Genomic DNA, 15444 nt, shown 5'->3' on the forward strand with positions numbered 1-15444 from the left:
GATGACAACGACCCGCAACACGACCGGCTGGCTCGCGGTGCGCCGCGAGCTGACGACGCGCGGCCAATGGACGCTCGGGCTGGCGTCCTTCCTGCTGCCGTTCGCCGTCTGGTGCCTGATCAGCTACGTCCCGTTCATCTGGCATCCGCAGATGCGCATCACGAACCCGGGCAGCGTCGACTATTTCCAGACCGGCATGCAGATCGACCGCGACGTGTTCGACGACGAGCTCGCACATGCGCGTGCGGCGCACGCGGCAGTGCCCGAGGGCGAGCGCGCGAATCCGGTCTACCTGCCGGCGCCGCACCAGGTATTGCGCGCGTTCTACACGGCGTTCACGACGCCGCCCGCGTCGCGCGATGGCGTGTGGCTGCACGAAAGCCTGTGGCACAGCATCCGCATCATCTTCTGGGGCTTCGTGATTTCGTCCGCGATCGGCGTGCCGCTCGGCATCGTCTGCGGCACCTTCAGTGCGCTCGCGCGGCTGCAGGAGCCGTTCCTGGAGTTCTTCCGCTACCTGCCTGCGCCGGCGTTCGGCGCGCTGATGGTCGCGATTCTCGGCATCTATGACGCGCCGAAGATCGCGATCATCGTGATCGGTACGCTGTTCCAGCAGGTGCTGATCATCGCGAACACCACGCGCAAGCTCGAATACGGGCTGTTCGAGGCCGCGATGACGCTCGGCACGAAGAAGCTGAAGCTGCTCACGCACGTCGTGATTCCGGGCGTGCTGCCCGACCTGTATCGCGATCAGCGGATCCTGCTCGGTTGGGCGTGGACTTACCTGATCGTCGCCGAGCTGGTCGGCACGAGCTCGGGCATCACGTGGTACATCAGCCAGCAGGCGCGCTACCAGCATTTCGACAACGTGTATGCGGCGATCCTGATGATCGGGATCATCGGCCTCGGCACCGACATCGTGCTCGGGCTGCTCGGCCGCCGGCTCTTTCCGTGGGACCGCACGCTGAAAGCGTGACGTCCGCTCCCACGTCCCCATCGACCGATTTCCGCAGAGGGCATCATGCAGAACCCGCAAGCCGTCCCCGATTACCTGATTCAATCCGACGCGGTGCGCGAGCGCTTCGCGCGGCTGAAGGAGCGCGACGTGATCCTCGACGTGCGACACGTCGGCAAGCGTTTCGCGACGCCGCAGGGCGAGTGCGTCGCGCTCGACGACATCAGTTTCCGCACGCACCGGCGCGAATTCGTGTGCGTGATCGGCCCGTCCGGCTGCGGCAAGTCGACGTTGATCCGGATCCTCGCCGGGCTCGACGCGCAGACGAGCGGCGACGTGCTGCTCGACGGCAAGCCGGTCGACGGGCCGGGCGCCGATCGCGGGATGGTGTTCCAGGGCTATACGCTGTTTCCATGGCTCACGGTGAAGAAGAACGTGATGTTCGGCCTGCGCATGAACGGCAGCAGCAGCGGCGCGGCCGAGCGCGAGGCGCTGCAGTGGCTCGATCTCGTCGGGCTGACGCGTTTTGCCGACGTGTATCCGCACCAGTTGTCGGGCGGCATGAAGCAGCGCGTGGCGATTGCCCGTGCGCTCGCGAACCGTCCGCGCATCCTGCTGATGGACGAACCGTTCGGCGCGCTGGACGCCCAGACGCGGGCAAGGATGCAGACGCACCTGCTCGACATCTGGCGCAACATCGACGTGACGATCCTGTTCATCACGCACGACCTCGACGAGGCGATCTTTCTGGCCGACCGGATCCTGGTGCTGAAGGCGAATCCGGGCGGGGTGCAGGAGTTGATCGAAGTGCCGGTGCCGCGGCCGCGCGATTATTCGCAGGTCAATACGCCCGAGTTCATCGCGACGAAGGCGCGACTCGAAGCGCTGATTCATCCGAAGGAGACCGCGACGGCCGAAGACGACGGCATCAAGCCGCACATGATCCGGATGACGGACGTGACGGATAGCGTCGAATAGCGTGGCGCCGGCTCATGCCGTCACGCCAGAACGCCAGTCGCATCGGGCGTGCGATGTTTCGGGTTGGTGACTGCATCGACGGGGGCGTCAGGAAAATGCCGCCAACTTGCTTACATCCGGATTAATTTTGTCCACGCTGACTGGACCTCGACTTCCCACGGTAAGCTGATGCATTCCTGATCGATTCTTCGGCTTGCGAGAGAAAGCGATGAAGGTGACCATTGCGTACATCGAAGAACCGCCATTCGGCTGGACCGAAGCGGATGGCACCGCGACCGGTGCCGATCTCGAACTCGCGGCGACGATCCTCCGGCAGATAGGCGTGACCCGGATCGAGTATTGCCCGGCGACGTTCGGCGAATTGCTGCCCGGCGTTGCATCAGGTCACTGGGACATGAACGTGCCGCTCTTCGTGACGCCGCAGCGCGCCCACACCGTCGCGTTCAGCGTGCCGGTGTGGGGGATCGGAGACGGTTTTCTGGTTCGCCCGGGAAATCCGAAGGCACTCAGGCGTTATGCGTCGATTGCCGAACGTCCTGACGCGCGCCTCGGCATCATTGCCGGACAGGTCCAGCACGATTCCGCGATCGCGGCGGGCGTGAGCCGGCGGCAAATCGTCGTCTTCGAACAGCAGGCCGACGCGATCGCGGCCGTTCTTTCCGGCGTGGTCGATGCGTATGCGAGCACCGCGTTGGGGAATCGAATCGTGGCGGGCCGGATAGGCAGCGCGCTGATCGAGGCCGTCGCGCACGAGTCGGATGTCGACGGCAGCCCGCGGACGCCTCCGCTGGGCGCGTTTTCATTCAACCGGGAACACGGGGATCTGCTGGCGGCGTTCAATCAGCGACTTCGCTCGTATCTCGGCTCGCCGGACCATCGCGCTCGCATGGCGAGATTCGGGCTGACGGCGCGCGAGATCGATCCGGCCGTCTTGCAGACGGGATAGGTCGGCACTCGGCCGGCAAGCGTCGCGCGACGGATGATGGAACGGTCAGCCGGCGCCGACGAATTCCGCGGCGGCAGCGCGCGCGATGTCGCGATCGTGGATCTGCAACACGTCGACGACACGGTTCACGACGATCAGGTTGCCGAAGCGCTTGCCGACGTGGCCGGCACCCACGATGGTCAGCCGAGATATCGCGATTCCCCGGCGACGGCCCGAAGGCCGTCGCGCCGTTGTGGCCGTCAATCGTGCCTGATCGCGATGGTCTTGAGCGCGGTAAAGCCGAGCAACGCTTCAAAGCCTTTCTCGCGGCCATATCCGCTTGCCTTCACGCCGCCGAACGGCAGTTCCACGCCGCCGCCCGCGCCATAGTTGTTGATGAAGACCTGTCCGGCCTGCAGCTTGCGCGCGAGGCGCAGCGCACGTGCGCCATCCCGCGTCCAGACGCCGGCGACGAGGCCGTACTGCGTGCCGTTCGCGAGCGCGACCGCCGCGTTCTCGTCGTCGAACGGCATGGCCGCGAGCACGGGGCCGAACACCTCTTCCTGCGCGAGTTCGCTGTCGGGCGGTACGTCGCGGAACAGCACCGCTTCCTGGTAGTACCCCGAACCCGATGCGCCGGCCGCGATGGTGCCGCGCGCCGCCACCCGAATGCCGTCGGCCTGCGCGCGCTCGACGATGGCCCGGACCCGCGCATGCTGCCTGGCGTTGACGAGCGGCCCCATCTCCAGATTCATCGACGGCGGCCCGGAACGCAGCCGCGCGAACTGCTGCGCGAGACGATCGAGCACGCGCTCGTAGACGGTGCGCTGGACGAGCAGGCGGCTGCCGGCCGAGCAGGTCTGGCCCGCGTTCTGCACGATCGCGTTGACGATGACCGGCAGCGCCTGGTCGAGGTCGGCATCGTCGAACAGCAACTGCGGCGACTTGCCGCCCAGCTCGAGCACCGCGGGGCAGTGACGCTCGGCCGCCGCGCGCCCGACCAGCGCGCCCGTTCCGGTCGACCCGGTAAACGAGATGTGACGAATGCCGGGATGGGCTGACAATGCCGCGCCGGCTTCGCCGCCCAACCCCGTGACGACGTTGACCGCGCCGGCCGGAAAGCCGACCTCCGCCGCGATTTCGGCCAGCCGCAGAATGGACAGGCTCGCATCCTCCGCCGGCTTGACCACGCACGCATTGCCGGCGGCGAGCGACGCACCGACCGAGCGGCCGTAGATCTGCATCGGGTAATTCCACGGAACGATGTGGCCCGTCACGCCGATCGGTTCGCGCACCGTCAATACCGTGAACCCGGCGGTGTAGGGCAGTGTGTCGCCGTGCAGCTTGTCGACGCATCCGGCGTAGTACTGAAGGTAGCGCGCGAGCACCGCCGCGTCGGTACGCGCGGTGTTCAGCGCCTTGCCCGTGTCGCGCGCTTCGAGCTGCGCGAGTTCGTCCGCATGCTGCGTGACGGCCGCGGCGTACGCGAACAGCAGGTTGCTGCGCTCGACCGGCGACAGCTTCGCCCACGGGCCGTCGAGCGTGTCGCCCATCGCGCGCTGGGCGGCGGAAACGGCGCGCTGCACGTCGGTCGCATCGCCGCGCGCGATCGTCGCGAACGCTTCGCCGGTGCTCGGGTCGACGACGTCGATCCGCTCGCCGGTCGTCGGTGCGACGCGGACGTTGTCGATGTAGTGATCACATTGCATGGGTCATTCCTCGATCGATGCGGGATTCGCGATGGTGTGCGCTATCGCGGCGCCCAGTTCCGCGGTGCTGGCCGTGCCGCCCATGTCGCGGGTGCGCGGGCCGGCGACGAGCACGGATTCGATCGCCGCGACGATTTCGGCGGCCGCGGCTTCGTAGCGCGATTCGCCGCGACCGAGGTGCTGGAGCAGCAACGCGGCCGACCAGATCTGCCCGATCGGATTGGCGATGCCGCGGCCGGCGATGTCGGGCGCCGAGCCGTGCACCGGCTCGAACAGCGACGGGAAGCGGCGCTCGGGGTTCAGGTTCGCGGACGGCGCGATGCCGATCGTGCCGGTACAGGCGGGGCCGAGGTCGGACAGGATGTCGCCGAACAGGTTGGAGGCGACGACGACGTCGAAGCGATCCGGATTCTGGACGAAGTGTGCGCACAGTATGTCGATGTGATATTTGCGCGTTTCGATGTCCGGGAACGACCGCGCGATTTCCGCGAGGCGCTCGTCCCAGAACGGCATGGTGATCGAGATGCCGTTGGATTTCGTCGCGGCCGTCAACTGCTTGCGCGGGCGCGAGCGGGCGAGCTCGAACGCGAACCGGAGCACGCGGTCGACGCCGACACGCGAGAAAACCGACTGCTGCACGGCGATTTCGCGGTCGGTCCCGGTGAACATCCGGCCGCCCACCGACGAATACTCGCCTTCCGTGTTCTCGCGCACGACGATGAAATCGATGTCGCCGGGCCGGCGTCCGGCGAGCGGCGCGGGCACGCCCGGCATCAGGCGCACCGGACGCAGGTTCACGTATTGATCGAACTCGCGCCGGATCTTGATCAGCGATTCCCACACCGCGACGTGGTCGGGCACGATATCGGGCGCGCCGACCGCGCCGAAGAAGATCGCGTCGTGCGCGCCGATCTGCCGCGCCCAGTCGGCCGGCATCATCGTGCCGTGGCGAACGTAGTGATCAGTACACCAGTCGCCGAACTCGTCGAACGCGAGCGGAATGTCGAAACGGTCGGCGGCAGCGCGCAACACGCGCATGCCTTCGGGCATCACTTCCTTGCCGATGCCGTCGCCGGCGATGACGGCGATGCGGTGCGGGTTCTTCATATGGCGGGAAGCCTCCATGACGAAGCTGGCGTCCCGCACGGGAGGGGCTGACACGGGGAGCGGCGTGAACCGCGCAGCGTCGAACGGCCGCGCGACCTGCGATACGCGACGCTGCACCGCTCACGTCGGATCGCGTCGCCGTGTCTCCTGCGTCTCTTCCGTTGCGGTAACCGGCGGACTGTTGAATCGGTCCGTCGAATCTACTTCTTCGCAGGCGCGGGCAGGAAGTGCGGATCCGCGAACGGGACCTTCGAAAATCTGCAACACGCCGGCGAGCGCGGGCGCGGGGCGGCGTATCAGTCGACCGCCTGCCCGGCTTCGCCGGACACGAGCGAAGGCGGCGCGAAGGACGCGAGGAACTCGAACAGCTTGCGCGTCGGCAGCGGCACGGCGCCCGCGCGGATGCCGACCGACATGACGCGGTTGGCCCACGGATCGTTCAGGCGAATGAAGCGCAGGCGCATCGGTTCGCGAAACAGCGCGACCGCGCGCTCGGGCAGGATGCCGATGCCTTGCCCCGCGGCGATCAACCGGCACATCGCCTCGAAGCTCTGCACCTGCACGCGGAAGCGGACCGACTTGCCGAGCAGCGCCGCTTCCCTGACGAGCGAGCGCGTCAGTTCCGAGCGGTCGTCGAGTGCGACCAGATCGTGGTCGAGCAACGCGCTGAAATCGATCGACTCGCCGGTCAGCGGGTATTCGTCGGGCACGACCACGCTGGCCCGGTCCATGCAGTAGGGCGCGAGATGGATCCCTTCGGTCGCGGTGCGCGACGTGACGATCCCGACGTCCGCGCGGCCTTCGCGCAGCGCCTGCAGGATGTCGGCGCTTCTCAGTTCGCTGATCTGCAGCTTGATGTCGCGATAGCGCTGCGAGAACGCGCGCAACTGATCGGGAAGATCCTGGCTGATCGCCGAGATGTTCGCGAAGACGCGGACGCGGCCGACCGCGCCTTTCGTATAGTCGGACAACTCGCTGTAGATCGCATCGGTGCGCAGCAGCAGGTCGGTCGCGTGACGCAACAGCGCTTCGCCGGCCGGCGTGAGTTCGACGCCCGCCACCGTGCGGTTCAGCAGTACCACGCGAAAGTGATGCTCGAGCAGCGCGATGCGGCGGCTCGCGGTGGAAAGCGACATGTGCGACTGCTGCGCGGCGCGCGACAGGCTGCCCAGCTCGGATGCACGGACGAACAGGGCGAGGGACGTGAGATCGAACAAGCGCGGACTCCGGTTGACACTGCGGCCAGTATGTCATCCATCGATGCGCTCCATGGTGCCGGGCGAAGTGGTGCTAACCCTGAGCGGCCGCGAATGGTGCGCCGCACACCGCGACGCCGCGATCATCCCGCGGCTGCCCGTGTCGCGCGGGCGATCGGCGCTAGAATCCGTTTTTCCGGTGGCTTGTGCATTGCACCGTACGATGGCCGGCGCGGGCATGCGTTCGAGATATTCGAAGTGCCGCTTGAAGGATTTCGCATATCGGGCGGCCGGGGCAGCCGGTAGATTCGAACGGTCCCCTGTCGCACACACTTATCTCGACAGCGACTGCACGCGGGGCCATCCATGAACTTTCGGAGACAAACGTGGAAATCGACGCGACCTGCGATCCGGGCGACCTCGCCGCCCCGGCATCGGCGCACGACCTCGCGCAGGAGGACCGGATCTTTCGTCGGCTGGCCGTGCAGATCCTGCCCATCCTGATGTTCGCGTACGTCACTTCGTACATCGACCGCGTGAACGTCAGCTTCGCCAAGCTGCAGATGAGCCAGCACCTGGGCTTTTCGGATGCGGTGTTCGGCTTCGGCGCCGGAATATTCTTTCTGGGCTACGTGATCTTCGAGGTGCCGAGCAACATGCTGCTGGTGCGGGTCGGGCCGCGGCGCTGGATCACGCGGATCGTCGTGTCGTGGGGCATCGTGTCGGGATTGACCGCGTTCGTGTCCACGCCGATGCAGTTCTACGTGATGCGCTTCCTGCTCGGCGTCGCCGAGGCCGGCTTCATCCCGGCCATCGTGCTGTACATGGCGCGTTCGTTCCCGGGGCGGCGGCGCGCGCGGATCCTGTCGATGTTCTACGCGGCGCTGGCGCTGGCCGGCCTGATCGGATCGCCGTTGACCGGCTTCATCCTGCAGTATTTCGACGGGGCGATGCAGATACCGGGCTGGAAATGGATCTTCATTCTCGAGGCGCTGCCGGCATTCCTGGCCGCGCTGTACGTATGGAAAGGCCTCGACGACGACGTCACGCGCAGCGCGCGCTTCTCGCACGCGGAGCGCGCCGTCCTCGCACGCGTACTGGCGGAAGACCGCGCGACGACCGAGTCCGTCGCGCACCGCGGCCTGTTCTCGAGCTGGCTCGTGTGGGCGTTCTGCGTGATCTACTTTCTCGACGTCTTCGCGATTTACGGCTATACGTTCTGGGCGCCGACGATGATCAAGCAGATGGGCATCGGCAGCGATTTCGTGATCGGCCTGCTCGCCGCGCTGCCGAACGCGGTGGCCGTGGTCGTGATGGTCCTGTTCGGGCGCAGCGCGGACCGGCGCGGCGGACGGCGGCTGCACGTCGCCACGCTTTTGCTGATGGGCGCGACGGGGCTCGGGCTGTCGGTCGTCTGGCACGATCAGCTGTGGCTCGGGATGTTCGCGCTTTGCATTGCGAACGCGGGGCTCATCTCGTTTCCGCCGCTGTTCTGGAGCATGCCGACCGCGGCGCTCGGCGCCGCGTCGGTATCGATGGGCATCGCGGTGATCAGCTCGTTCGGCAACCTCGGCGGTTTCTTCGGCCCCTATGCGGTCGGCTACCTGAAGCAGCTGTCCGGCAATCTCGCCGTGCCGCTGTTCCTGATGGTCGGGTGCCTGTTGCTGGGCCTCGTTCTGACGATGCTGCTGCCGGCGCGGCTGGTCGAGCGGTAACGACAATCCGGTTCGCCGCGGCGCAGCGCCGCGGCGCCTTTTTTGACGGGAATGACATGAAACAGCAGATTGGCCTGATCGGCGTGGGTTTGATGGGACATGGTATTGCGCGCAACGTGCTGAAGCACGGTTATCCGCTCACGGTCGTCGAGCATCCGGGCAACCAGCCGCTCGACGAACTGCTGCAGGGCGGCGTCCGGACCGTGCGGACCGCGCGCGAACTGGCCGCGCAAGCGGACGTCGTCATCCTCTGCGTGACGGGTTCCCCCGAAGTGGAAGCGGTGCTCACCGGCGAGGACGGTGTGTTGGCCGGCCTGAAGGACAACGCGATCGTCGTCGATTGTTCGACCGCGGTTCCCGAGTCGACCGTCCGGATGGCGCGGCTCGTCGAAGCGGCAGACGGGCGCTTCGTCGATGCGCCGATGACGCGCGGCGCCAGGGAGGCTCACGAGGGCCGGCTGAACCTGCTGGTCGGCGCGACGCCCGGGTTGTTCGCGGAGGTCCGGCCGGTGCTCGCGTGCTTCGCCGAAAACATCACGCGCGTCGGCGATGTCGGGGCCGGCCACAGCATGAAGCTTTTGCACAACTATGTTTCGCTCGGGACCATCGCGCTGCTGTCGGAAGCCGTCGCGTGCGCGAAGCGCGCGGGCGTGGACGTCGCGGTGCTCGCCGACGTGCTCGCCAACGGCGGTGGCGGCGGCGCCGCGCTGAACCGGCTGCGTCCGTTCCTGGAGTCCGGCGACACGTCCGCGCTGCCGTTCCATATGGCGAATGCGCTGAAGGATCTGTCGTACTACTCGGCGATGGCCGAAGGCGTCGATGCAGCCCATGCGATCGCGGCGGCCGTCACGGATACGTACCGCGATGCCGTTGCCGGGGCCGGCGCGCATTGTCCGGTGCTGAAACTGACCGATGTGCTGATGGCGGGGCCCACGCGCGACGACGGCGCGTCGCTTTGAGGAGGCGGGCGATCGTGCGTGCGGGGCAGGATCGCCGGAAAAGATCCGGGAACCCGTTTGTAGCGGGTGCGATGACCGATGACAAAAAGAACGAAATCGATTGCTGCCGTGGTAGCCGTACTGATCTGCGTCGGCCTGTTCCTCATGACCAAGGTGCACCTCGGGTATTACTCGCATGACAAGGCCATTGCCGACGATGCCGAAAGGATCACGATTCAGCGCTTCAACAGCAAGCAGTTCGATGCGATCTACGACAGCTTCGCCGAGAACGTGAAGCAGGCTATTCCGAGGAAACGGGCCCTGGAAGCCATGCACGCCACCTTTGATCGTTTCGGGACATAGCCCGGTCGATCCGGAAATCGTCCGTGCGCACGCATGCTCCGGCCGCGCGTATGGTGCACCGCTTAGTCGGGTCTCGTAGCGTATGCACATACGTACGACGTCAACGTATGCGTCTCGGATATCGTGGTACGTGCAGCAGGAGCGGGAAGCCTAGTCCGGCGCGACCGACCGGGCGAACTCGACGAATTGCTCGACGCAGGTCGACGAAAACGGTTCGGACCACGTGACGACCAGCTCGAGCACGTGCGGCCTCGCCAGCGGCACGTAAGCGACGCCCGGGCGGTGCAACGTCGACGTGAAGCCGGGCACGATGGCGACGCCGCGTTCCGCCGCCACCAGCGACACCAGTGTCGCGATCTGCGACGCGGTCGGTCCTATCCGTGGCGTCACGCCTTCATGCGCGCACAGATCCTCGAGCGCGGCGTTCAGCGCGGAACCGTACCCGGAAGGGAACGTGACGAAGTTCTCCATCGCGAGTTCGCGGAACGCGATCGTCGCGTTGCCCGCGTATCGGCTCCGGGCCGGCACCGCGGCGACGAGCGGTTCCCGCGACACGACGAGGGAGCGGATGCGCTCGCCGGACGCCGTCGCCGTTGACCAGCCGAAGCCGATGTCCAGCGTGCCGTCGGCGATCTGCTGGCGCTGACTGGCGGTCGATACCTCCCGAAACGCCAACTCGACTTCCGGCATGCTGCGGCTCACGTTGCGGATGATGTCCGAAAACGCGTCGGACATCGGGATGGAGCTTGCATAGCCGATCACGACACGGCCGACCATACCCTGCGCCATCTTGCGCGCGGTCGCCTCCGCCTCGTCGACCGCATGAACGACGGTTCTCGCCTGTTCGAGAAACAGCGCGCCTGCCGGCGTGAGCTGCACCGCGCGCGTGGACCGCTCGAACAGCCGGATGCCGAGGTCGGCTTCCAGCGCGGCGATATGGCGCGTCAAAGGCGGCTGGGCGATACGCAAACGCAACGCCGCGCGTCCGAAGTGCAATTCTTCGGCGACGGTCACGAAATAGCGGAGGCGGCGTAGGTCGAGCATTTTTGTCGTTTCGGTATCAATGGCCACGAAAACAGTATTGGCACGCGTGCCGCCCGCTCGTCAGACTGTCACCCACATCAGAGAGGGCATCACCCGTGGGCAACAGAACCATCCGATTCGCATTTTTCCTGTGCGGGTTCGCGGCATTTATCAATCTTTATTCGACGCAGGGCATCCTGCACGAACTCGCCGCGGCCTTCAACGTGAGCGCCGAACAGGCCGGCCAGGGCATCAGCGCCACTACCTTGGCGGTTGCCATTATCGCTCCGTTCGTCGGTACGCTGGCCGCCCGCTTCGATCGCCGGACGGTCATTTCGTGCGCCGCCGTGGTGTGTGCGCTTCCCGTCCTGTGGTCGGGGCACGCGGCGCACTTTTCATCGTTTCTCGCCGCCCGCTTTGCCGCGGGCATGCTGATGCCGTTCATCTTCGCGATCTCGATCGCCTGTATCGGCGAGATCTTCAGCCACGACGCGGCGACGGAGGTCAGCGCACTGTTCGTCGCCGGTACGACGCTCGGCGGATTCGCCGGGCGCTTCGTGACCAATATCCTGACGTCCGCGTTCGGCTGGCGTCACGCGCTCGATTTCATCGCGTTCCTGTGTCTCGCGACGGGCCTCGCGATCCACGCGTGCCTGCCGAGGTCCGGCGTCGCGCGTCCGGATGGCGATGGCGATGGCGTGGCGACGCCGCGCCGGAAGCTCTTGACACGCGGCCCGCTGCTGGCGTCGTTTCTGGTCGGCGCATGCGTGCTCGCATCGCAGGTCGCGACGTTCACGTTTGTCGGACTGCGGCTGGCCGGTGCGCCATTTGGCTTCGATACGGTCGAGATCGGCGCGATCTATGCGGTATTTCTCGTCGCGGTGGTCGTCACACCGCTCGCGGGCCGCGTCGCGGCGCAACGCGGCCCGCGCGATCTCGCGCTTGCGGCGACCGGGCTCGCGATCGTCGGTGCATTGCTCACGCTGTCGAGCAGCGTCAGTGCGATCCTGACCGGTCTCGCGCTCAGTTCAACCGCGGTGTTCGTCGAGCAGGCGTCGGCCAATGCGTTCATCTCGCGGGTGGCACGCGGGGCACGATCGACGGCGATCGGCATCTACCTTTCCTTCTATTACCTTGGCGGAAGTCTCGGCTCGGTCCTGCCTGTTCCCGCATGGAATCGCTGGGGCTGGGCGGGCTGCGTCGCGTTCGTCGTCGGCGCACAGGCGATCGCGGGCGCGCTCGTGTTTTTCTTCTGGCGCGGGACGCCGCCTGCCGGCGCAAGCAAATCTCGCTCGCCCGAAGTCAGGCCGACTCGGTAGTCGATTTCAACTCGCCGCGCGCGCCCGCCGCTCCCGCGCTGTCCGCGGGATCATACCCGGCCGGCAACGCCACCCGCACATAAAGAAACGCACGCCGCTCCCGATCGGGCAGCACTTGCGGTCCGTAGCTGATCCTGACCGCTCCGTCGTCGATCTCCCCGGCCTGCGCGAAGCGCCACGCGCCGGGATCGCTGTCGAGCAGGAATTCGGCGCGCGCATACGCGTGCGGCTCGAACAGCGCGGGAATCGTCACCGTCCTGCCGTCGAGCTTGTCGAGCAACGCTTCGACCACGTTGAAGCCGTACCCGTCGCGCACGATGTCGCAGATGAAGCTGCCCGCGATACGCGGGTTCAGTTCGATCACGTGCGGCACGCGATCATGCACGATGCAGTCGAGATGCACGGGCCCCCACGTGAGCCCGGCGGCGGCCGTCGCACGCGTGCCGACGTCGATCAGCGCGCGCAGCGTGTCGGCGTCGAGATCGAGTTCGGACGTATAGCCGCGTTCGAGAAAGCCGGCGCCATGCCGCTTCAGCTTGCGCAGCGCGCCGACATAGCGGCCGTCGAAATACTCGACGCAGTATTCGCTGCCGTCCAGGAACTCCTCGATGACGACGCGTTCGGTCGCAAGCGACGGGGCATCGGCCCGCACGGCAGCGAGCGCGTCGAGCTGCGCGCGCACGGCGGCGATGTCCTCGCAGCGGCGCACGCCGTCGCTCGCGGAGCCTTCCGCTGGCTTGACGACGACCGGAAAGCGCAACGGCGCGGCCGCGGCCGCGAGCGCCGCCGGCGCGGCCAGCGTGCCCGCGACGAACTGCGCGGCCGGGATGCCGTGCGCGGCGAGCAGCGCCTTCTGGTTGGACTTCGACACCGCGTGCGCGACGTGCCGTGCATCGGGGCCGGGCAGCCCGAGCGCATCGGCGACCCACGCGGCGGTGCGCGCATAGGTGTCGTGCGCGGTCGTCACGCGCAGCGTGTCGAGTTCGTCCGGATAGCGCGCGCGCAGCCAGCCGGCGAGCTGGCCGGCGTCGGGCGCGAGGTTGACCGTCTCGACGCCGTCCGGAAACACGCCGTCGAGACGATGGCCGGGCGCGGTGACGACGGTCACGGCCACCTGGCGTGCGAGGGCGCCGCGCACCAGCGCGATGCTGCTGCCGGTGGCGCGTGCGCCGATCACGATGAGTCGCTTCATGAGGAATCCTTGATCGAGGGCGGAAGAGGAAAGCCGGCTAGCGTGCGCGCCTGCGCAGGCGCTGGGCTTCGAGGCGCGGCAGCAGATGCTGGACGACGCGCGGCAACGTATAGATCGGCAACTGCGCGCACGCGAACACGAGCGCCATGGTCGGCGTGGCGGCCAGCCCGAGCGCGGCCCACATCAGCCCGACGTTGCGGTTGGCGACGATCAGCGCGACGTTCAGGCGCGTGCGGACGTCGCCGGGCGTGAGCCCGTACGCGACGATCTGGAAACCCGCGTTGACGGCGAACGCAACGGCGATCGCGGCCAGTGCGCGGTGCGGTGCGTCGATGATCGACTGCTGCATGCCGGCCATCGTGCCGAGCGCGAATATCAGCAGCGCGACGACGACGATTGCGTCGATCGGCGTCGCATGGCGCGCGAGCCGCGCGCCGGCAAGGCGGCGCACGAGCAGCGCGACGCCCTCGGCGCTGCCGATCAGCAGCGCGAGCCGCAGCGCGAGGCTCGACGGCGAGATCGACACGGCCGCGTCGTGGCTGAACCACGCGGTCAACAGCGGTGCGGTCAGCGGCACGAACACCATCGACGCGAGGGTCGCGACGAGCGCGACGCTTGCGTCGAGCGACAGCATCCGTGCGATCGTCGACGTACCGCTCGACGGCGGCGCGCAGTATGCGATCACCAGCGCGACGACCCAGTCGTACGGCAGGCCGGCGAGCCGCGCGGCGATGCCGAGCGCGACCGGACACGCGATCATCGTCACGGCGGGCAGCAGCAGCGACACGGCCGGCCGCCGCGCGACCGCGCGCACCGCGCTCGGCTCGACCCGCAGCAGCGTGCCGAGCACGAACAGGAACACGGTAACGGGCATCAACGGCCGCGCGAGCGCCGCGAGCGGCGGCACCAGCAGCCCGAGGCCGACGCCGCACGCGAGCACGGTCGGGCCACGCCGCACCAGCGCGGCGATCAGTGCGCGCACGGACGAACCTCGAGCCGGCGGCGAACGGGGGTGAAGCCGAAGCAGGCAGCGAATGGCATGCGGATTCCTTGAAAAGGGCCGGCCGGCAGGGAATACCCGCTAGGCTAATCCGGATGATTGGCGAAGTAAAATGATATAAACTGAATCGGTAACAAGAGAAACCGATATGAACATCCCTCTGCTCGAAACTTTCCGGGCCGTCGTGCAGGAAGGCAGCGCGCTGCGCGCGGCCGAACGGCTCGGCTGCACGCAATCGAACGTCACGGCGCGGCTGCGCCAGCTCGAAGAGTCGCTCGACGCGCCGCTGTTCGACCGGCACGGCAAGCGGCTGGTGCTGAACGACGCCGGGCGCCGGCTGATGCCGTATTGCGACCGCATCCTGCGCCTCGTCGACGAAGCGACGCAGGTGGTGCGCGAAACGCCGGTCGCCCGCAGCTTCCGGCTGGGATCGATGGAGAGCACCGCCGCCACGCGGCTGCCGGCGCTGGCCGCCGCGCTGAAGGAGCGCGACCCGGCGCTCGGCCTCGCGGTGCAGATCGGCAGCGAGCCCGATCTGGCCGAGGCGCTGTTGCGCGGCCGGATCGACGCGGCGTTGACCGCTCGCGCGGTTGTCCGGCCCGGGCTGCGTTACGAGCCCGCATTCGCGGAAGACATGGTGCTGGTGAGCGCGGCGACCGTCACGCGCCGGCAGTTGCTGGCCGACAACACGGTGCGCTTGCTCGCGTTTCACGACGGCTGTCCGTATCGCGCGGTCGCGGAACACTGGCTGAAGGCGCGCGGCGTCGCGATCGAGTCGGTGTCGTCGTTCGGCACGTTCGGCGCGATTCTCGGCTGCGTGGCGGCCGGGATGGGCGTCGCGATCCTGCCGAAACGGATCACGACCGAGCACGTGGCGCGCAAGGAACTGCGCACGCACGCGTTCGACGATCTCGACAGCGTGACGACCTATCTCGTCACGCCCGACGAAGCGCCCGCGCTGCCCGAACTCGACGCGTTGCGCGCGGTGCTCGGCCGGCAGGCGGGTGCGCTGCTCGCGCGCTGA

15 protein-coding genes are annotated in these 15444 nt (G+C 67.4%); 8 read left to right on the forward strand and 7 right to left on the reverse strand.

From position 1 onward, the window contains the following. Position 1 precedes the first annotated feature (1 nt). From KU887_RS31790 to KU887_RS31800, 3 genes are all read left to right on the forward strand, one after another. Positions 2–976 (forward strand): ABC transporter permease, encoded by a 975-nt coding sequence (locus KU887_RS31790; protein ID WP_048985962.1) that lies wholly within the window; start codon positions 2–4, stop codon positions 974–976. Between the two features lie 45 nt (positions 977–1021). After that, positions 1022–1933, forward strand: a complete 912-nt coding sequence (locus KU887_RS31795) for an ABC transporter ATP-binding protein (protein WP_062885980.1) — start codon at positions 1022–1024, stop codon at positions 1931–1933. Between the two features lie 208 nt (positions 1934–2141). Next, positions 2142–2879 (forward strand): transporter substrate-binding domain-containing protein, encoded by a 738-nt coding sequence (locus KU887_RS31800; protein ID WP_258258782.1) that lies wholly within the window; start codon positions 2142–2144, stop codon positions 2877–2879. Positions 2880–2924: 45 nt separating this feature from the next. On the opposite strand, the gene KU887_RS31805 is transcribed toward KU887_RS31800, so the two are convergent. The 4 genes from KU887_RS31805 to KU887_RS31820 form a co-directional block, all read right to left on the reverse strand. Continuing rightward, on the reverse strand, positions 2925–3053 hold the full coding sequence (locus KU887_RS31805; RefSeq protein WP_006498067.1) for a hypothetical protein: 129 nt from the start codon (positions 3051–3053) through the stop codon (positions 2925–2927). Positions 3054–3118: 65 nt separating this feature from the next. Further along, the gene (locus tag KU887_RS31810; protein WP_058903887.1) at positions 3119–4567 is read right to left on the reverse strand and encodes an aldehyde dehydrogenase family protein; all 1449 of its coding nucleotides are present in this window, start codon (positions 4565–4567) and stop codon (positions 3119–3121) included. Positions 4568–4570: 3 nt separating this feature from the next. Continuing rightward, entirely contained in the window at positions 4571–5674 is a 1104-nt protein-coding gene (locus KU887_RS31815; protein WP_006493819.1) for a tartrate dehydrogenase, read from the reverse strand. A gap of 296 nt (positions 5675–5970) precedes the next feature. Continuing rightward, a complete protein-coding gene (locus KU887_RS31820) occupies positions 5971–6891 on the reverse strand; it encodes a LysR family transcriptional regulator (RefSeq protein ID WP_258258784.1) in 921 nt (306 codons plus the stop codon). A 365-nt stretch (positions 6892–7256) separates the two neighbouring features. On the opposite strand from KU887_RS31820, the gene KU887_RS31825 reads away from it, so the two are divergent. The 3 genes from KU887_RS31825 (at position 7257) to KU887_RS31835 (ending at position 9886) form a co-directional block, all read left to right on the forward strand. After that, complete coding sequence (locus KU887_RS31825) at positions 7257–8585, forward strand: MFS transporter (RefSeq protein WP_034203994.1); 1329 nt, start codon at positions 7257–7259, stop codon at positions 8583–8585. A 56-nt stretch (positions 8586–8641) separates the two neighbouring features. Then, positions 8642–9544, forward strand: coding sequence for an NAD(P)-dependent oxidoreductase (locus KU887_RS31830; RefSeq protein WP_258258785.1), 903 nt, complete (start codon positions 8642–8644; stop codon positions 9542–9544). A gap of 108 nt (positions 9545–9652) precedes the next feature. Beyond that, a complete protein-coding gene (locus KU887_RS31835) occupies positions 9653–9886 on the forward strand; it encodes a DUF3887 domain-containing protein (protein WP_258258786.1) in 234 nt (77 codons plus the stop codon). A gap of 150 nt (positions 9887–10036) precedes the next feature. Here KU887_RS31835 and KU887_RS31840 read toward each other — a convergent pair whose 3' ends face one another. After that, a complete protein-coding gene (locus KU887_RS31840; RefSeq protein ID WP_258258787.1) occupies positions 10037–10930 on the reverse strand; it encodes a LysR substrate-binding domain-containing protein in 894 nt (297 codons plus the stop codon). Between the two features lie 95 nt (positions 10931–11025). On the opposite strand from KU887_RS31840, the gene KU887_RS31845 reads away from it, so the two are divergent. After that, positions 11026–12228: an MFS transporter gene (locus KU887_RS31845; protein WP_212127161.1), complete on the forward strand. Its 1203-nt coding sequence runs from the start codon at positions 11026–11028 to the stop codon at positions 12226–12228. Here the strand turns inward: KU887_RS31845 and KU887_RS31850 are convergent. Together KU887_RS31850 and KU887_RS31855 are read right to left on the reverse strand one after the other, a co-directional pair. Continuing rightward, a complete protein-coding gene (locus KU887_RS31850; RefSeq protein ID WP_059723837.1) occupies positions 12212–13420 on the reverse strand; it encodes an acetyl-CoA carboxylase biotin carboxylase subunit family protein in 1209 nt (402 codons plus the stop codon). The genes KU887_RS31845 and KU887_RS31850 overlap by 17 nt on opposite strands. A 37-nt stretch (positions 13421–13457) precedes the next feature. Next, positions 13458–14402, reverse strand: coding sequence for a hypothetical protein (locus KU887_RS31855; RefSeq protein ID WP_006493813.1), 945 nt, complete (start codon positions 14400–14402; stop codon positions 13458–13460). Between the two features lie 166 nt (positions 14403–14568). Here KU887_RS31855 and KU887_RS31860 point away from each other — a divergent pair, with 166 nt between their 5' ends. Beyond that, a complete protein-coding gene (locus KU887_RS31860; protein ID WP_006491158.1) occupies positions 14569–15444 on the forward strand; it encodes a LysR family transcriptional regulator in 876 nt (291 codons plus the stop codon).

Source organism: Burkholderia sp. EMB26 (genome assembly GCF_024730645.1).
Classification (GTDB): Bacteria; Pseudomonadota; Gammaproteobacteria; order Burkholderiales; family Burkholderiaceae; genus Burkholderia; species Burkholderia cenocepacia.